General features: G+C 38.3%; 16 protein-coding genes and 1 tRNA gene. 9 read left to right on the top strand and 8 right to left on the bottom strand.

Annotation, left to right across the window (positions count from 1 at the left end):
• The first annotated feature begins 367 nt into the window (after positions 1-367).
• The 3 genes from nrdG (at position 368) to Q0X59_RS05570 (ending at position 2288) form a co-directional block, all read left to right on the top strand.
• Positions 368-1075 (top strand): anaerobic ribonucleoside-triphosphate reductase activating protein, encoded by a 708-nt coding sequence (nrdG, locus tag Q0X59_RS05580; RefSeq protein ID WP_297643751.1) that lies wholly within the window; start codon positions 368-370, stop codon positions 1073-1075.
• 307 nt (positions 1076-1382) lie between these two features.
• A complete protein-coding gene (locus Q0X59_RS05575) occupies positions 1383-2120 on the top strand; it encodes an ECF transporter S component (RefSeq protein ID WP_075523060.1) in 738 nt (245 codons plus the stop codon).
• Between the two features lie 94 nt (positions 2121-2214).
• Positions 2215-2288: transfer RNA gene (locus Q0X59_RS05570), tRNA-Ile, on the top strand.
• 231 nt (positions 2289-2519) lie between these two features.
• Here Q0X59_RS05570 and Q0X59_RS05565 read toward each other — a convergent pair.
• The gene (locus Q0X59_RS05565) at positions 2520-3416 is read right to left on the bottom strand and encodes a carbohydrate kinase (protein WP_075523061.1); all 897 of its coding nucleotides are present in this window, start codon (positions 3414-3416) and stop codon (positions 2520-2522) included.
• 148 nt (positions 3417-3564) lie between these two features.
• Positions 3565-5151 (bottom strand): aminopeptidase P family protein, encoded by a 1587-nt coding sequence (locus Q0X59_RS05560; protein WP_297643748.1) that lies wholly within the window; start codon positions 5149-5151, stop codon positions 3565-3567.
• 512 nt (positions 5152-5663) lie between these two features.
• Here Q0X59_RS05560 and Q0X59_RS05555 point away from each other — a divergent pair.
• A complete protein-coding gene (locus Q0X59_RS05555) occupies positions 5664-7136 on the top strand; it encodes a folylpolyglutamate synthase/dihydrofolate synthase family protein (RefSeq protein ID WP_075523113.1) in 1473 nt (490 codons plus the stop codon).
• Positions 7137-7288: 152 nt separating this feature from the next.
• Here the strand turns inward: Q0X59_RS05555 and Q0X59_RS05550 are convergent, their stop codons facing one another.
• The 5 genes from Q0X59_RS05550 to Q0X59_RS05530 form a co-directional block, all read right to left on the bottom strand.
• Positions 7289-9244 carry a UDP-N-acetylmuramoyl-L-alanyl-D-glutamate--2,6-diaminopimelate ligase gene (locus tag Q0X59_RS05550; protein WP_297643746.1) on the bottom strand — a complete coding sequence of 652 codons (1956 nt, stop codon included), beginning with the start codon at positions 9242-9244 and terminating at the stop codon, positions 7289-7291.
• 106 nt (positions 9245-9350) lie between these two features.
• Entirely contained in the window at positions 9351-10130 is a 780-nt protein-coding gene (locus Q0X59_RS05545; protein WP_297643744.1) for an exonuclease domain-containing protein, read from the bottom strand.
• Between the two features lie 278 nt (positions 10131-10408).
• Positions 10409-10909 carry a Cys-tRNA(Pro) deacylase gene (gene ybaK, locus Q0X59_RS05540; protein WP_075523065.1) on the bottom strand — a complete coding sequence of 167 codons (501 nt, stop codon included), beginning with the start codon at positions 10907-10909 and terminating at the stop codon, positions 10409-10411.
• 265 nt (positions 10910-11174) lie between these two features.
• The gene (gene gap / locus Q0X59_RS05535) at positions 11175-12230 is read right to left on the bottom strand and encodes a type I glyceraldehyde-3-phosphate dehydrogenase (RefSeq protein WP_103042906.1); all 1056 of its coding nucleotides are present in this window, start codon (positions 12228-12230) and stop codon (positions 11175-11177) included.
• A 588-nt stretch (positions 12231-12818) separates the two neighbouring features.
• Entirely contained in the window at positions 12819-13616 is a 798-nt protein-coding gene (locus tag Q0X59_RS05530) for a thiamine diphosphokinase (protein WP_075523067.1), read from the bottom strand.
• Positions 13617-13949: 333 nt separating this feature from the next.
• Here Q0X59_RS05530 and infC point away from each other — a divergent pair, with 333 nt between their 5' ends.
• The 3 genes from infC to rplT are packed head-to-tail and all read left to right on the top strand — an operon-like array spanning position 13950 to position 15279.
• The gene (gene infC / locus Q0X59_RS05525) at positions 13950-14660 is read left to right on the top strand and encodes a translation initiation factor IF-3 (protein WP_082266212.1); all 711 of its coding nucleotides are present in this window, start codon (positions 13950-13952) and stop codon (positions 14658-14660) included.
• Positions 14641-14835 carry a 50S ribosomal protein L35 gene (rpmI, locus tag Q0X59_RS05520; protein WP_075523069.1) on the top strand — a complete coding sequence of 65 codons (195 nt, stop codon included), beginning with the start codon at positions 14641-14643 and terminating at the stop codon, positions 14833-14835. The genes infC and rpmI overlap by 20 nt, the downstream gene beginning before the upstream one ends.
• Positions 14836-14895: 60 nt before the next feature.
• Positions 14896-15279, top strand: a complete 384-nt coding sequence (gene rplT / locus Q0X59_RS05515; protein WP_075523070.1) for a 50S ribosomal protein L20 — start codon at positions 14896-14898, stop codon at positions 15277-15279.
• Positions 15280-15485: 206 nt separating this feature from the next.
• On the opposite strand, the gene xerD is transcribed toward rplT, so the two are convergent.
• Complete coding sequence (xerD, locus tag Q0X59_RS05510; protein ID WP_075523072.1) at positions 15486-16445, bottom strand: site-specific tyrosine recombinase XerD; 960 nt, start codon at positions 16443-16445, stop codon at positions 15486-15488.
• A gap of 100 nt (positions 16446-16545) precedes the next feature.
• Between xerD and Q0X59_RS05505 the strand changes: the two genes are divergently transcribed.
• A complete protein-coding gene (locus tag Q0X59_RS05505; protein WP_075523073.1) occupies positions 16546-17385 on the top strand; it encodes an AAA family ATPase in 840 nt (279 codons plus the stop codon).
• A 203-nt stretch (positions 17386-17588) separates the two neighbouring features.
• Positions 17589-18052: GTP-binding protein (locus Q0X59_RS05500; RefSeq protein ID WP_297643740.1), on the top strand; the 464-nt coding region annotated here is incomplete at its 3' end.

Below are 18052 nucleotides of genomic sequence, written 5' to 3'. Positions count from 1 at the left end.
ACTTGGGCAATCCTGTTCAGCGCCCAATGGTTCACGGACGTCACGAGGAAATCGCGCACAGAGTAAAGCATATGTCTGGTGAAACTGGTCATGTGACTCTGGATAATGGCGAATCTCGTGAGTGGTATGAGGAAACCAAGTAAGTAAATAGAAAGTTTGCGAAATGCGTACTTCGAGTTCGCGAAATGCGTAGCTCAAGTTTGTAGCTCAAGTTTACAAAAGTAATCGTGTTTCTTGTGTTTGTTGTTTGGTGATAATCTAGCCGTTAGAAAATGTACGTTGCGTTTTGTAATTACATTTTTTGACGGCTGGATTTTATTTTATGATTTATTTGGAGTTTATTTAGTAATTTATATGGAGGTATGTCATGGCTCGCATCAGCTTGCATGATTTTGCGCCTACGGACGCAAATCGTGGGCCATGGATTCCTACATCTCTTTCTAATAATCCTCGCGCAGGTCAGTGGTCAAGTGAACGAATGAGTAAGGGGATGGTGGCTGATTATAAGCGCTTTCTTATGACAGATGGAGAAGGTATTCGCTGTTCGCTTTATGTTTCTGGATGCCCATTTCATTGTGTTGAGTGCTATAACGAGTCTATTTGGGATTTTCGTGCAGGTTATCCTTATACTCAAAAGCTTGAAGATCAAATTATGTCGGATTTAGCTGAGCCTTATGTACAAGGATTAACTCTTCTTGGCGGAGAGCCTCTACTTAATACTGGTATATTGATTCCTTTATGTAAGCGTATTCGAAACGAATTTGGTCATACGAAGGATATTTGGAGTTGGACTGGTTACACTTGGGAAGAGCTTATGCGCAAAGGCGAAACTTCAGATAAGCTTGAGCTTTTGCAATATGTAGATATTCTTGTTGACGGTCGATATATGAAGGATTTGCACGATTCGTTATTACAATTCCGCGGATCTAGTAATCAGAGGATTATAGATGTGCCTAGATCGTTAAAAAATCCACATGATCCGCCTGTTATTTGGGAAAAATTACATGATCAAGAGCGTTTTATCCCATCTATTTACGGTAAAGATCGAGCTAAAGGTGAAGGTGATGCGTCATAATAGTATTAAAACGCGTCATAATAGTTTAAATAAAATAATACGTATATTCAACTAGCAATGTAGCTTTTGCGGATAATAATAGCAGTGTAGCTTTTGTGAACGCTAAATTGCTCTATGCTTTCATACGATTTTTCTCTTATATATAAATTTTATAAATGTTATAAAAATAACAGATTGTTTTATTGAAGTTGATAAATATGCACGTTTTAGATGATACAGTAGCCTTTGGTGTTTTCGCCCAGGCTGTGTAGGTCAGGGAACATCCATTAGAAATTACAATACGCAGCGTAAAGTTGAAGGAGCTTTTATGACTCATACTTTTAATAATGAAACATCTAATTCGAATATCACAAATGATGAAAATAAGTTAAGGAAAGATGTAAGTAAATCAACAGTTGATGCAAGTAAATCAATGGATAATGCCAATAAATTTGAGCTTCCTTCAATGATTAAAGTTAATAAATTACGTTGGCGCGTAGCAGATATAGCATTAGCTTCTGCTTTAGCTGCTGTTTTTGGTGTGGTCTATTGGGGATTTACTATGTTGTTCTTCTCTCAGATTTCGCCTATCTTGCGAAGTATTGTCCCTGGTTTTGCAAGTATTTTGCATGGTGTTTGGTATATGTCTGGACCCCTCGCTCTTATTTTAATTCGTAAGCCTGGCGCTGCAATTTATGTGAATGTTATTGGAACTATGTTCGAGAATATTCTTGGACAGCAATATTCATCTTTTATTGTTCTTCTTTCTGCAGCTTTGCAAGCGATTTTTAGCGAGATTCCTTTCTTGCTTACTAAATATCGCAAATATAACATTACTTTGAGTATTTCGTCTGGTGTTTTAACTTCTATTGAATATGGTATTTATTTAATATTTGTTTTTTATCAAGGTCGAGGATCTAATTATTATACTGTTCACATGATTTGTGAGATTATTAGCGGTTTTGTGATTGCTGGTGTTCTTCCTTGGGTTTTGTATCTTGCTATACGTAAGACTGGTGCTTTAGATAATTTTGCATCTTCTCGTTATAGTGTTACTGAAATATGATTTAACACTGCCACTTTTAACATTTTCGACTCACTGAGATTTGGAAACGTTTATGGGTGTGTGCTAATCTAGTCGTTGCTGAGTTTATCAGCGTGGGGCTTTAGCTCAGTCGGTTAGAGCAGCGGACTCATAATCCGCCGGTCCAGGGTTCAAGCCCCTGAGGCCCCACAAATAAAAGTAAAGCTTCAACTCGTTTGATTGATATCTTGCAAGTTGAAGCTTTTTATTTTTTATTTTTTTTTTCTTATAGCACTTGTTTTTTATCTTGTTTTTTATCTTATTTATTTTATTCGCTATTTTTTATTTTTAACATTTTCGCGAATCTATGCCACTTTATGCAAATGCTCGTGAACATCATGATTCACGAGCATTCACACTTGCTTTTTTAATCGTAAATTTTTACAAACCTGATTCAGAAAGGTAGTCTGTTATATTTTCAGGATACTTTGGCCACGCTCCAGCTTGAGTGCATACATAAGCTGCAGTGTTTATTGCATTGCGATGAGCTTGCTCAACAGAGTCACCTAATAATATTCTTGCCGTAAAAGTACCGGAGAATGAATCGCCTGCTCCAACAGTATCGTTTACATCAACGTGAGGTGTTGGGAATGTTGAATTCTCGCCTGTTTTTGTTGTAATAGTGCTGAATGTAGATCCACCTGTCAAAATAACATAATCTAATCCGTAGCGCGTTTGGAACCACTTGCAAGCTTCATTATCTGAAGTTTCACGAATGTTGAACATATCTCTTAGCAAAAGAAGTTCTGAATCATTTAGTTTAAATACAGTAGCTTCTTTAAGGAGCGCTTCAATCAAATCTTTTGAATAGTGGTCACTACGAATGTTAATGTCAAAGAACTTCATTGCTTCTGGTTTAGCATGTTTTAGAAGTTCTAACACAGTGTCGTGTGTTTCTTGAGATCTTAATCCAAGCGTTCCAAAGCATATAGCATCTGCTTTCGATACCAATTCAACTAATTCATTAGTGTAAACAATGTGATCCCATGCAACATTTCTAACTATTGTGTATTCAGGTATGCCATTTCTAAGTGCTACGTTTACTGTGCTAGTTGGCCAAGCATTTTTTTGTATGATGTTCTTAATTCCGGCTTTTTTAACTTCTTCAATAAGTTCGTTGCCGAGGTCGTCTTCTCCAACTGCGCTAATAACATAACTTTCAGCTCCATTTGCTTGAGCATGATAAGCAAAGTTCGCAGGCGCTCCGCCAACTCGTTTCCCTTGGGGGAGTAAGTCCCAAAGTAGCTCTCCAAGTGAAATGACAATTGGCTTAGACATAGATTTCCTTTCAAATACGCTAATTTTTATAGTTCTTATAGTTGTTAATGCGCATTTTTGAATTTTATGATGCGCAAATGTTATAAACAGATTTGTAAATTGTCATAACATTATAATTATGGTGTATACGTGCGATAAAACAAAACTTCTATTTTTTGAATATATCATTTTTAGCACTTTGCTCAGCCATCCAAGCTTCAACATCATCAATTTGCTTAGGAATATCTATTGAAAGCCATTCTGGTCCGTTTTCAGTCATCAAAACGTCATCTTCAATACGAATTCCGATTCCTCTCATTTCTTCAGGAAGCATCAAATCGTTTGCTGCGAAGTATAATCCTGGCTCAATAGTGAAGATCATTCCAGGAGTTAATGGAGCGCCTTGGTAAGCTTCGTAGCGAGCTTGAGCGCAATCGTGCACATCTAATCCTAAATGATGCGCTACTCCGCATGCATGCCAACGGCGATGTTGCTGTCCTTCAGGAGAAAGAGATTCTTCTACGCTAACTTTCAAAATACCCCAGTCATGCAAGTGCTCAGCTAATACGCGCATGCATGCATGGTGAATACTTGAATAAGTTGCTCCTGGCTTAGCTGCTTCAAAACCGGCTTGTTGAGCGTCAAGCACACATTGGTAAAGCTTTTTTTGCAAGTCAGAGAATTTACCATTAGTTGGGAAAGTGCGTGTTATATCAGCAGTGTAAAGGCTGTTTACTTCAACTCCAGCGTCAATTAAGAGAAGTTCGCCGTTAGAAACAACTCCTGTATTTCGCATCCAATGTAAGATTGGAGCATGCTTACCTGAAGCAACGATTGTGTCATATCCGACTTCGTTTCCACATTCTCGCGCTACAGAGTTAAATGCGCCTTCAATCATGCGCTCAGAATTTTCTTTATCAAGTGCATTAGGTAAGCGTGTGAGCATTCTATCAAAGCCAAGCTTTGTAGCTGCAATTGCCTTACGCATTTCACGAATCTCATAGTCATCTTTAAGCATTCGAGCTTCTGCTGCAACTTCATGTAGTTTATCGTCAGAAGAAATATTTTCATCTTCATTTGTAAAACCGCTTGCTGCACGTAGTGCATCAACGTGTGATGTTAAGTTTTCATCAGCTTCGCGAATAATACGTACTTTCACGTTTTCTTTTGCGCTCATATTTTTAGAAAGAGCGTCATCTAGTTCAGCAATATCTCTAGTTTCAATTCCAGTCATCGCTTTAAGTTCTTTCAAACCTGCGCGAGGACCAACCCAATATTCTCCGTAATGAGGATCCTTATAGAATGCAGAAGTGCTGTTGTCTGCGCGAGGTGCAACGAAAAGTTGGCAAGTATGTGTTTTTCCAGATTTTTCTTCTTCGCTACCTTTTTTAACTGGCTCCATTACGAGTACTGCTCCAGCCTCATAATCTTGACCTAAGCCAGTGTAGTATGCAAAAGTTGTGTCTGGGCGGAATGCGTAATCGCAATCGTTGTTGCGTACTTTGTGCTGTCCTGCTGGAATAACAAGACGCTCGCCAATAAACCTTTTACCTAGTGATTCGCGGCGTGCAAGTGTATATTTTGAAGATTCAAGTGGCTTTATTTCTTGTTCCTGATTGTCCCAGCAACTTGTCATGAAATCTTTGAAGGAATCGCTATTTGGGCGAAGAGAACGATTGTTCACTCTGTCTTCGACTTTCTGTGTTCCGTCAGCGTTTAATTTCTCACCATGTTCTGTTGGCTTGTTCTCAGCCATTTCTTGCTCCTTGAATCTTGTTTTATTATTTTTTGATCTTTAGATTATTAAGATTTGAATTTTTGTTTCGTTGTTCTTATTAAGAAAAGTCAATAATTACTAACATAGTATGATTTACGACTTTTTTCGACTTAACTTAGATTATTTTCAAAGATTTTATATGTAATTTACAAATATAGGTGAGTATAGATTTATAGAATTCTCATATTTATCTCTGCTGAGCTGTTTTCAACGTGCGCGATGAAAGTGGAACTAAAAATCTAATTCAGGGCGAAAATCTTAAATCTATGCCTAAATAGTGTTTATGCGCTCACAGGAAAATAAATGTGTGAAAACTTTTAAATCTTTTCTTAACTGATAGTAAAGTATATTTTGTAAATAATCTTGGTAAGAATCTTCGTTTTGTAATCTTATTCATAATGCTGAATTTTTTTATTCTTTTAGTTGTTGGTATCAACTAATCTAGTTACATGGAAAATGAGTGATTGTGTTTACTAAATATGGGGGAGATTTTGTCTATAGAAAATCCAAATCGCTATAATGAACGTCTTATAGATGTTGAACGTAATATTATGAGCAGAGCTCCAGAGCATAATAAAACGAATCTTGATCTTGATCGTATGAAGCTTATTTTAGATATTTTAGGTCATCCAGAACAGTCTATGAGAGTTATTCATATTACAGGAACTAACGGTAAAGGCTCTACTGCTCGTATGGCAGAGTCGATTTGCAGAGCTTACGGGTTGCGTACTGGATTATATACTTCTCCTCATTTGCAACGAATAAACGAACGAATAGTGATTGACGGTCAAGAATTGAGTGATGATCAATTTGTTGATGTGTTCGATCAAATGAAAGACATCATAGACATAGTAGATGCGCGAATGGAATCCGCCGGAAAGCCGCGTATGAGTTTCTTCGAAGTTCTAACATCTATGGCTATTTGGGCTTTTGCAGATGCTCCTGTTGACGTTGCTGTTATGGAAGTTGGCATGGGCGGAGAATGGGATGCAACGAATGTTATGAATGCAGATGCTGCAATTATTGGCCCTGTTGATATGGATCACATGCAATGGTTAGGAAATACTGTTGAAGAGATTGCGCGTACTAAAGCTGGAATTATAAAGCCTAATTGCACAGTTATTTTAGGTCCTCAACCTCATGAATCTAAAGTTCTTCCGATTATTCAAGAAGTTGCAGCTAAAAATAACGCAACTTTGCTAAGGGATGCTTCTTATGGTCAAGGGGAGCTTGAAGTAGTTTCGCGCACTCCTGCTGTTGGTGGTCAAATTGCTACTTTACGTACGCCTAATGGCACTTATGAGGATGTTCCGATTGATAAATTTGGAAAGCATCAAGCTCATAATGCTTTGGCAGCTCTTGCTGCATCTGAAGTTGTGCTCCCTGTTAATGGTGCTCTTGAAGGTGATTTAGTTGCTGAAGCTTTAAGTCAGGTTAAAATTCCAGGACGAATTGAGCAGGTTCGTAATTCGCCAACAATCATTATTGATGGTGGTCATAACGTGAATGCTGCTGAAACTTTAAGAGCTACGATTGAAGAAAACTATCATTTTGATAAGCTTGTTGGAATTGTTGCAATGATGGCAGATAAGCAGGTTGAGGAGTACTTAGGCGTACTAGAACCAATATTGTCTAAGATTGTTGTGACTAGCAATTCGTGGCGCGATCGTGTTATGCCTCCTAAAGAATTAGAAAAGATTGCTATAAAAGTATTCGGTAATGATCGTGTGATTCGCGAAGATGAGCTTCCTGATGCTATTCAAACTGCAGTTAATTTAGTTGATGAAAGCGATGAACTTGGTGTTGGATATGGCTTGGGAGTTCTTATTTGCGGAAGCTTTGCTACAGCAGGTGATGCTCGTACTATGCTTGTAGAGCATATAAATCCAGATTTGTTAAAGACAAAAGCTGAACGAGCAATTCATCCTAATATAGATGAATCTGGGTCTAATCTAGAGTCATGATATTTAATTAGGGTTCAGACAATTAAATGTTTGAACCCTAATTTTTATCAATTTGCTAGCGTTAAGATTTTTGGGGAATAACCCAGATTTTTATGTTTTTCTACTTATTTTGACTAGCGAGTTACTAATTATTTAACTATTTAACTATTTAATTATTTAACTTCAAAAAGCCGTTTTACAATGAAAGAATCACCTTCATAAGGAACATGCTTATTTTGGTGTTTAATCCATCGCTCATCGCCTTTTCCTATTATTAGGATTATGTTTAGTTGATTATCGTTTTGGTTCGAACATTTTCGTGCATCGTAAATACTGTATTCAACTGCATCAGGTCTATCTACAATTATGTGCGATTTTACATTTTGATTTGTTATATATTTTCGCATGTCTTTGCAAATATCCATCGCGTCTTCAGTATCAGTATCTTCAATAGTGAAAACGAATTGGTCAATTCTATCTTGCGCTGCTTCAACAATCTCTTTTCTGCGGTCGTAGGCTTTATTTCCAGCAGATCCTGTTACAAGCGTAATGCGAGGATTGTCTTTCCCGTATTTATTTTCTACAAAATCAAGTAATGCTTTCATAGAAATATAATTATGTGCATAATCTACTATTGATATAGTGTTTGATTGAGAGTCTTTGAAATATTCCATTCTTCCAGGTATTTTGATACCTTCGATTGCTTTTAATGCACTCAAATCTGTTTCTTGGTTAATTCCTAATTCTCCTGCAATAGCAATTGCAGCTAGCGCATTTTCGTAATTAAAATCTCCTGCAATTGATAACGTAAAATCGTCAATAGGGCAGTAGTATGTTGTGTCTGTGCTGTCATTGCTGTCTTTACTGTCGTTGCTGTCTTTGCTAGTGATTTCGCAATTGTCAGCGTGATTGCTATCGTAATCTTCTTCTTGATTATCTTTTATAGCAATGTAATGTTTTTCACTATTTTCTTCAGGTATTGCAATGTAATCAGGAGTAATAAGCTCACTGTAATGCTCAATGTCGCATAATGATGAAGAATTTTCTTTAATATTTTTAGTATCTTTAGTATTGTCGAAATTATTGTTATCGTTTTTGCAAGAGTTTTCTAAGCTTTCTGCTTCCTCGTTTTTCTCGCTAGAATTCTTAGAGTTATCGTTGTTTTCCTCGTACTCGTCATCCCACACGTCTTCTACTATTTCGTTCTTCTTAATTCGAGCAAAAGTTGTTACATTCACATTATGATTTTTTGCATCTTGTAATAAAAGATCCGCATGATCTGCATCAGCGTTAAGTACTAAGCATTTAGAATTTGCAATAAGCTGACGTTTGCAATACAAGTAATCTTCGAAAGTTGGATGCTCTATTGGACTTATATGATCTGGACTAATGTTTAAGAATGCTCCAACATTAAAGTACAATCCGTAGACGCGATCCACTTTGTATGCTTGAGAGGAAACTTCCATCACTAAGTATTGCATACCGTTATCTACAGCTTCACGCATCATTCTGAAAGCGTCAAAACTTTCTGGAGTAGTCAAATCTGATTCAACATATGTTTTACCATCTAAACAATTGTCTACAGAAGAAAATAGTGCAGCTTTTCCATGAGAATATGCGTTAAGAATTGCATGAGTAAAGTATGCAGTAGTTGTTTTTCCTTTAGTTCCTGTAATTCCAACTACAGTAAGTTTTTCTTGAGGGAATCCAAAGAATGCTGCCGAAAGCACGCTCATTGCTTTACGAACATCGTTGACAATTAAGCCAACTGAGTTAGTGTAATTTGCGTAACTTTTCTCAGCAACATACGATACAAGACCTTTAGAATCTGCATCTACAAGATATTCCGATTTAAAATTGCCTTTAATAAATAAAAGTGTTCCATTCTTAATATCGCGTGAGTCATAAGTTGCGTGAGTAAAGCAAGAATCCGCGTCAATATTATCAAAATAATACGGATTTAATGACCATATCTCATTTTTAGAATGAGTGGAATCCTCGTTATTTTCGCAATGCTTAATAGTACAATCTGTTTTTGGTTCTTTGTGTTGAATCATCTCTCGCAATAAACCATGTTTTTGCAGCAGTTCGCTTGCTGTTTTTAAAGATAATTTACTACAGTTACTCACTTTATTCCCTTTTATTCATATCGATGTGTGAATCGTATGCAATAATAATTTTTTAAAATTGCTTATAACTTATAATATTTGCTTTAAAATTAGGATTCTAGGATTCTTATAACCATTCTCCGCGAATTGGCTCTCTACCTCGAGATTCAAGCCATCTATTAAAGCTATCTTTCCATTTGCAATAAGCTTCTCGCTGCCAATCCATCATATTCACTAAAGTCATATTGCGTACTTGATCATACAATGCGCTCATTGGAGCAATTAAATCAAGAGCTGCAACTGTGTCTGCTGTAGCATCATGAAAATCTCCAATAGGTTCAACTCCATAAAATTGCGAAGCAAGAGTAAGAGTTCGCTTTCCAGAACGTTGAGAAAGTGCGCGATCGATAACAAGAGGATCAACAGTTAATATGTCGTTTTCGCTAAGAGAGCTTATATTGCAAGTTGCTCGATTATTCAAAGATTCAAGATCCCAGCGTTTTAAATCACTACGCAACATTGCAATATCAAACGGAGCATTATATGCAAGCAATGGAATATTTTTTGATTGCGCAATACTCACAGCTTTTGCTAGTAATTCTAACTCTTGAACAGGTTCGCCGCCGTGAGCTTGAAGATATTGATCGCTAAAACCATTTACTTCACTAGCTTTAGGATTCATAGGCTGATGTGGGTTAATAAGCCAAGTAGACACAATATCCGCACTATGCCCTGCTTCAGGATTTCTTAAAACAAGTGTAGCGGAAACAATGGCATCTTTACCAATAATCGCTCCTGTAGTTTCAGTATCAAAGCCAAGAAGCCATGATTTTGAAAGCAAAGTGTTCTCATCTTGCTCATTAGATGAGTTTAAAGCATTTAAAAGTTCTTGAATATTAGTTGGCATAGTAACAATATTACAGCAATATGTTTATGGCGCGCGATAACACGATTTTGTTATAACAAAAAAGCTCACGTAAAACGTGAGCTTTGAAGTATTTGTAAGCGAATTACAGCTTAAGCATTTGGTCTTTTGCCGTGATTTGCTGCTTTTTTACGACGCGCTTTGCGCTTACGTCCACGCATGCCCATAATAAACTCCTTAACGATTAAAAGCATAACCTTAGGGATTATCGCACGTTGGCAAGACGTTTAACGATGATTTGTTTTTACAAGATTTTTCGATTAGGCTGCTATGTCTGCAACAGTCGCATTTAAAATGCTAACAATATCTTTAGGATTAAGAACTACATCAAGTCCACGCTTTCCGCCTGAAACAAGTATTTCGTCAAATTTCATAACGCTACTATCTAGAACTGTTTCATGATGAGTTCTCTGCCCAAATGGAGAAATTCCTCCAACTACATATCCGCTTTCTCGTTGAGCTACTTCTGGACTAGTCATACTTGCTTTCTTAGCGTGAACTGCGCTCGCAATCGATTTCATACTTAATCGCCCATTTACTGGCACAATTCCTATCACGCGTTTTTCGCCTGTGTCTACCATTAGAGTTTTGCACACTTGTTCTGCGTTTACTCCAAGTTTTTCAGCTGCTTCTAATCCATATCCGTCTTCCATGTGATCTGAATCGTGTTCATATTCGACTACTCTGAATGTGACTCCTGCTTTTTCTAATTGTGCTATTGCTGGAGTTGATTTCGATGTTTGCTCATGTTTCTTGCTCATTTTATATCCAATATTTGTGTGAATTTTTTACTAGTTCAATACTTAATACTTATTTTTCAGTAATTATTTGTTTAGTAATTATTTGTATTTTACTGTTTAATTTATCGATGTGCAGTAATAAATATTTGGTTTATAACCTAACTATTTTAAATATTTTTTGCAATTAACACTTATGAAAACCCCTTGCGATGAATCACCGCAAGGGGTTTGTTTTTAGCTTAATATATTCGTTTACTTCTACTTTACGAATTCAATTTTTAAAATTTCACTCGGAAATTTCAGCAAAGTAGAGAAGTGTACGAATCATGTTAGCAGTGAAGCCGTATTCGTTATCGTAGAAGGTAACTGTACGAGCCAAAGTTACTCCATCAACAGTGTTTACGTCAGTTTGAGTTGGATCGAACACGCCACCGTGTGTATCTCCGATGATATCGGAAGACACGATATTGTCGGCATTGTATCCGAAGTACTCGCAATGTTCAAAAGCCTTCTTGAATGCTTCGTTAATCTCTTCAGTAGTAGCTGGCTTTTCAAGAACGGTTGTCAACTCTGTAACAGATCCATCTGGAACTTGAATGCGCTGAGCGTGACCTTGGAGCTTTCCGTTTACTTCTGGAACAACCTTTCCGATTGCTTTAGCAGCGCCAGTGGAGTGCTCAATAGTATTGCAAGCTGCAGAACGATTGTTGCGTGGCTTGCTTCCGCGTGGTCCATCGAGAATCATTTGAGTTCCGGTGTATGCGTGGATTGTTGTCATGAATCCAGACTTAATGCCCCAGTTATCTTGCAATAACTTAACCATTGCAGCCATGGAGTTAGTGGTGCAAGAGCCTGCAGACACAATGTTGTCGGTTGGCTTCAAGATTTCGTGGTTAACGCCGAACACAACTGTTGGGGTGGTGTCATCTTTAGCAGGAGCGGAGATGAGTACCTTTTTAGCTCCAGCATTCAAATGAGCTTGAGACTTTTCTGCAGAAGTGTAGAAGCCTGTGCACTCGAGTACAAACTCAACTCCATCGTTCTTAACCCATGGAATGTTATTTGCATCTTTTTCTGCATAAACCTTGTAAGTCTTGCCGTCAACTACGATTGCATCTTCAGTTGATGTTACTTCAACTGGAGTGCCGTCATCATGGCGGAAAGTGCCGTGAGTGCTGTCGTACTTCAACAAGTAGGCAAGCATTGAAGGAGTGGTCAAATCATTGATGGCTGCGACTTCGATGTCACCAGCCTGACCGCCACGAGCTTGAAGCTCAAAAATACGGCGGAATGCTAAACGACCGATACGACCAAAGCCGTTAATACCAATCTTGACTGTCATGTGGTTCTCCCTTGAGTAAGACCTTTATTGTCACGCCTTGTGCGAGTTTTTCTCGTTGATTACAAGACGCTCTGTAGGCCTTCGTTATATTGAACTAACGTGTTCATTCTAATGTGCGGTATGTACTAGAAATGCTAATGAATGACGTTATTATTGGCACATATAAGCATGTGAATAGTTAGCGTTCACATGATGTGTTTTATGAAAGTTTCATTATAAATTTATGATAATTTTTGTGTAGTTTTTGTTTATTTGCAATTTTTCATAACAATTCTTTATTTGCAACTTTTAGAACAATTCTTGGTATGTATTTTATACTGATTTTTCGAAACTTTTAGCATATAATTACAAGTTCACTGGAACTCAATGCAAGTTTCAATGTAATTCTCAATACAATTCTCAATACAAGTTCACTGATTATACTAGTAACTTATACGCATAATCAGTTTAGATTATTTCTATATCTCATATACGTGTACAAACCGCTATTTGTTCTTCAGATAGTTCTTCAGATAGCATCTATTTAATAAACAGTTCATAGACAGTTTATAGAGAATCAGAAAATGAAATGTTGATTAAATCTAGTATTCATTCCTTAGATGTCATTGATTGAGCAGCTGCTGTAGTTGAATCAGTAGGATCTGATTCGCTATCTAAAGGAGTTGCTAACGCTTCAGATATCGAGAAATCAATTGAGCCTAAATCTCCACTAGGTCTTTTAAACCAGCTAACTTGTGGCAGTGGTGCATTGATTGGGAAAGTAACTATTAGAGTACCTTCATGAACGTCTACGTGAGCTAAAGTGTTGTCTATCAATTCGTTACTTAGCCCTTGGACAGCATCTCCAAACATTTTCGCATGTTCAAGTTGATATTTTAATCCTCTTTCATTTACGTCATACGAAACAGGAGTATGTGAAAATACTGATACCATGCGTCCTTCGCCTCCGCATGATTCAGGGAAGTCTAGTGAAGCATTATGTATTGCTGTAACAATCTGACCGTTGCCATATAGGAATCCGATTCCACCTCGTACAGCAAGCCTTACCATAAGTTGAATATTAGAAATAGTGTGATCAACGCGGCCGCCAAGTCCTCCAAAAATATGGAACTCGCGCGCACCTTTTGCCCAACCAACTTTTAATGCTGAAAGCAAATCGGGGTCATCTTTTTCTTCTGGAAGACGCGTTATAGTTGCATCATTAGGGAGTTTTAGTCTTACTGAATCAAAATCTCCTATAAGAGCGTCTACATGTAATCCAAGCTCACATGCGTGATCCCATCCGCCGTCAGCTGCAATTGTTAAAGCTCTATCAGGTATTTGCTCGCGTGTGTGATCGTAATAATCTCCAGCTGCTAATACTACGCAACGTTGTAAAGGTTCCATGCGTTCATAGTCTACCTGTTTTGTTTGCTAGCTCAAGTGTTCTCATATATTTTATTGTGACATTTTTGTTACATTGCTATACAAATGTTGATGGACGCTAACAAAGTTACAGTATTTTTAGCATTTAAATATTGTCTGGGCTGTTAGTATAATGAATATTCGGCTTGAGTAATCAAGAAAGTGGGATTCCCCACCTGGAAGCCGTAGCGGTTTCGGGTTCATGACTTTGGTCATATGAATGCTAATCATAAGCATGTTTTGTATTTAATCAAATATGCGTTTTGATTAGTTACGAATCTACTATTACTTCTTGGTTTGTATCTCGCTAGATTTATAAGGATTGGAGTCATCATTAGCGACGAACCACGCATTAACGAAGAGATTCGCGTTCCTCAGGTACGTCTTATAGGACCAAAAGGCGAACAAGTTGGGGTTATTGCAACCTCAGTTGCGCTAAATTTGGCTAGGGAAGCGAATCTTGATCTCGTTGAGGTTGCACCTACTGCTAAGCCTCCTGTAGCCAAGCTTATTGACTATGGCAAGTACAAGTACAACGAAAAGATTAAAGCTCGTGAAGCGCGTCGAAATCAGAGCACTGCTGAGATTAAGGAAATTCGTTTCCGTCTTAAGATTGATGATCATGATTTTGAAGTAAAGAAGAGCCACGTACTTCGTTTCTTAAATGGCGGCGATAAGGTAAAAGTTACTATCATGCTGCGTGGCCGAGAACAATCTCGTCCGATTGGTGGCGTGGAGTTGTTACGTAGGCTAGCAGATGAGGTTTCGGAAAGTGGAACAATTGAGTTTGCTCCAAAGCAAGAACTTCGCAATATTGTTATGACTCTTGCGCCTAAGGGTAAAAAAGTTCATACGCAATCCGAGCAGCGTCGTCGTGGCGCAGAGTCACGTGCTGAACGTCAGGCTCGTCAGGCCGCACGTCTTGCAGCTAAGCAGGAAATCCAAGCCCAGGCCGCGGCTGCATTAAATTCCGCGCAATCCGATCAACATCATAAGGAGGGCAGCAATGCCGAAGATGAAAACTAATTCCGCAGCGTCCAAGCGCGTTCGCCTTACTGGTACTGGTAAGGTAATGCACGATGGTAGCGCAATGCGCCACAACTTGGAGCATAAGTCTGCTCGCAAGCGTCGTGCTTTGTCTGAAGATAAGGTTTTGGCTCCAGCACAGAGCAAGAAGCTCAAGGGCTTACTCGGTAAGTAAGCATTACTTATATAGCTTGTAATAAGACGCATAAAATATTTTTAAGAAAGAGGAATACTTATGGCACGAGTAAAACGCGCAGTGAATGCTCACAAGAAGCGTCGCGTTGTTCTTGATAGGGCTTCGGGTTATCGCGGTCAGCGCTCCCGTCTTTACCGCAAGGCAAAGGAACAGCTGCTCCACTCATTTACTTATAACTTCCGTGATCGTAAAGCTCGTAAAGGTGACTTCCGCAAGTTGTGGATTCAGCGTATCAATGCCGCTGTCCGCGCTGAAGGCATTACTTACAATCGTTTTATTCAGGGATTGCGTTTAGCTGGCATCGAATTAGATCGTCGTGCTCTTGCTGAGCTTGCAGTTTCTGATATTGAAACTTTCAAGGCTGTTGTTGATGCAGCTAAAGCAGCTTTGCCGGATGATGTAAATGCTCCAGTTGAAGCATGATTTAATCGAGTCGCTCATAAATAAAATTTTTAGCATGCTTAGTATTGCGTATTAGCATTATTAGAATTGTTGGCATTATTAGCATGTTATGTGTAAAATGAGTTGAAGATTTCTTCTCCTTTAAGCCCGTCATTTTGGCGGGCTTTTTCTTTTGTTTTTTGTGAAATAACACGAAATAACACGAAATAACACGTTATTTTTTTAATTTATCTAGCTCTAGGATGGCTCATCACATATGCTTCAATCAAAGCATCTGGGCTAATATGCGTATAAATTTGCGTTGTTGTAACAGAAGCATGTCCAAGAAGCTCTTGAACAGTACGTACATCTGCTCCGCCTGCGATTAAATGAGTTGCAAGTGAATGTCGTAAAGTATGAGGATGTAATTGTCTTGAAAGTTTTGCGCGCTCTCCAGCTTCGCTAACTATTAACCATGCTGATTGTCTAGAAAGTTGATTGCCACGTTTATTCAAAAAAATAATTGACAGCTCATGTTTACTTCTAGATGCTAATATTGGGCGAGATTTTTCAAGATATTTACGAAGTGCTCTAATAGCGCATCCGCCAATTGGCACTAAACGTTGTTTAGAACCTTTGCCAGTTAGTTTTACAACTGATTCGTCTAAGTCAAAATCTTCAAATTTTACTCCAACAGCTTCAGAAATTCGCGCTCCTGTAGCATATAAAAACTCTAGTAAAGCGCAATCTCTAAGCGAAATAGCGTCTTGACTGCCGAAGTTTGAAGCAGCATCAATCACTCTATTCACTTCTTCTACGCTAAGTACGTCTGGCAAGTGTTCTGCAAGTTTGGGAGATTTTACGGATTTAGATACATCTACTTGTACATATGAATTAGATAACATAAAACGATGCCATTCATGAATGCTAGAAATCCTTCGAGCAATAGTATGTGAGCCTAATCCAGATTCAGTTAAATATCGCACATAAGATTCAATATCTAGTTGTGAAATGTCATTAACGTTGTTGATGTTTCGATTATTTTGTAGCCAATATGTATAATCTTGCAAATCTGAAGTGTATGAATATATTGTTTTCTTTGAGAGTCCTCGCTCTATATCTATATACGCAATAAATCGTTTCAAGTATGTTGTAAAAGACTGTGAGATATTGGTTATGTTATAAGAAGAATCAATATTTGAGCGCATATTTTCAATTATATTACTTATATTCGTTACTTATTTATTACTAAGGCTGAATTAGATAATCCGAGTTTCGTTAAGCATACCTATTGATAGCATGGAAAACATGCCTACTGATTTACTTGGACGTGAATATGAAACTTTTTGCGCGCCTGAACCATTGACTTCTCATGGACCTGCGCGTGTTATTGCTATGTGCAATCAAAAAGGTGGTGTTGGTAAAACTACAAGCTCTATCAACATTGCTGGTGCGTTAAGTCAGTATGGTCGTAAAGTTTTAATAGTTGATTTTGATCCGCAAGGTGCTGCAACTGTTGGTCTTGGAATTAACGCCAATGCTCTTGACAATACTGTTTATACAGCTCTTTTCGATTCTTCTGTAGATGTTCATGATGTGATTCGTCATACCGCAACAGAAAATATTGACGTTATGCCGGCAAATATTGATCTTTCTGCTGCTGAAGTGCAATTGGTTACTGAAGTCGGTCGCGAACAGATTTTAGCTGGCGTTTTACATAAAATTCGCAATGAATATGATGTAATTATTGTCGATTGCCAGCCTTCATTAGGTTTGCTTACTGTCAACGCTCTTACAGCAGCTGATGGCGTTATCATTCCTGTTGCTGCTGAGTTCTTTGCGTTGCGCGGAGTTGCATTACTTATGCAATCGATTGAAAAAGTTCAATCTCGTATTAACCCTAATCTGGAAGTTTTTGGCGTGCTTGTAACAATGTATACGCGCACTCTTCACAGTGAGGAAGTATTGCAACGAATTTATGAGGCATTTCAAGGTCGCGTGTTACATTCTGTAATCTCTCGTTCAATTAAGTTGCCTGATTCAACAGTTGCAGCAGTTCCGATCACTATTTTTGCTCCTGAGCATAAAACAGCTAAAGAATATCGTGAAGTTGCACGCGAGTTAATTTCTAAAGGCGTTGTAGCATAGTTTTAGTTTTAAAAACTTGGCTTTATTGTTTCTGTCTAACTTTGTTGTGCAAGCTGTCTGCGCTCGCGAGTAGAATCGGCGAGGTTTGGCAGTTTGACGATTTTGGTTTTGCCAATAACATTATGCAGCTATTTGAGTTATTTTATGCTTTAGTTAGCTGTGTTTGAAAATTACTTAAACGCGAAGAATGGAAGAGGTTTGTGATGACTGTTCGCGGTGATATTCGAAATGTGGCAATTGTGGCGCACGTAGACCACGGTAAGACCACGCTGGTAAACGCCATGCTTCAGCAGTCGCACGTATTTTCTGAGCGCGAGGAAGTTCCAGATCGCGTTATGGATTCCAATGATTTGGAACGCGAAAAGGGTATTACTATTCTTGCTAAGAACACGGCTGTTCAGTACACTGGCCCATTGGCTGAAAAGTATGGTCACCCAGAAGGCATCACTATTAATGTGATTGATACTCCAGGACACGCTGATTTCGGTGGAGAAGTTGAGCGTGGAATTTCTATGGTTGATGGCGTTGTTCTTCTTGTTGACGCTTCTGAAGGCCCACTTCCGCAGACTCGCTTTGTGCTTCGTAAAGCTTTGGAAGCTAAGCTTCCTGTTATTTTGTGCGTAAATAAGGTTGATCGTCCAGATGCTCGTATTGAAGAAGTTGTTGG

Origin of the sequence: uncultured Gardnerella sp. (assembly GCF_947280595.1) — a bacterium.
In the GTDB taxonomy this organism is placed as follows: domain Bacteria; phylum Actinomycetota; class Actinomycetes; order Actinomycetales; family Bifidobacteriaceae; genus Bifidobacterium; species Bifidobacterium vaginale_A.
Note: the sequence above shows the minus strand (reverse complement) of the source record. Positions and strands in the feature narration are given on the sequence as shown.

Bases quoted from the DNA above. Each gene is read 5' to 3' on its own strand.
- gap (WP_103042906.1), bottom strand. From the start codon at position 12,230: ATGACAGTCAAGATTGGTATTAACGGCTTTGGTCGTATCGGTCGTTTA.
- Q0X59_RS05530 (WP_075523067.1), bottom strand. From the start codon at position 13,616: ATGGAACCTTTACAACGTTGCGTAGTATTAGCAGCTGGAGATTATTAC.
- rplT (WP_075523070.1), top strand. From the start codon at position 14,896: ATGGCACGAGTAAAACGCGCAGTGAATGCTCACAAGAAGCGTCGCGTT.
- xerD (WP_075523072.1), bottom strand. From the start codon at position 16,445: ATGCGCTCAAATATTGATTCTTCTTATAACATAACCAATATCTCACAG.
- Q0X59_RS05575 (WP_075523060.1), top strand. From the start codon at position 1,383: ATGACTCATACTTTTAATAATGAAACATCTAATTCGAATATCACAAAT.
- nrdG (WP_297643751.1), top strand. From the start codon at position 368: ATGGCTCGCATCAGCTTGCATGATTTTGCGCCTACGGACGCAAATCGT.
- Q0X59_RS05560 (WP_297643748.1), bottom strand. From the start codon at position 5,151: ATGGCTGAGAACAAGCCAACAGAACATGGTGAGAAATTAAACGCTGAC.
- ybaK (WP_075523065.1), bottom strand. From the start codon at position 10,909: ATGAGCAAGAAACATGAGCAAACATCGAAATCAACTCCAGCAATAGCA.
- Q0X59_RS05545 (WP_297643744.1), bottom strand. From the start codon at position 10,130: ATGCCAACTAATATTCAAGAACTTTTAAATGCTTTAAACTCATCTAAT.
- Q0X59_RS05505 (WP_075523073.1), top strand. From the start codon at position 16,546: ATGCCTACTGATTTACTTGGACGTGAATATGAAACTTTTTGCGCGCCT.
- Q0X59_RS05565 (WP_075523061.1), bottom strand. From the start codon at position 3,416: ATGTCTAAGCCAATTGTCATTTCACTTGGAGAGCTACTTTGGGACTTA.
- rpmI (WP_075523069.1), top strand. From the start codon at position 14,641: ATGCCGAAGATGAAAACTAATTCCGCAGCGTCCAAGCGCGTTCGCCTT.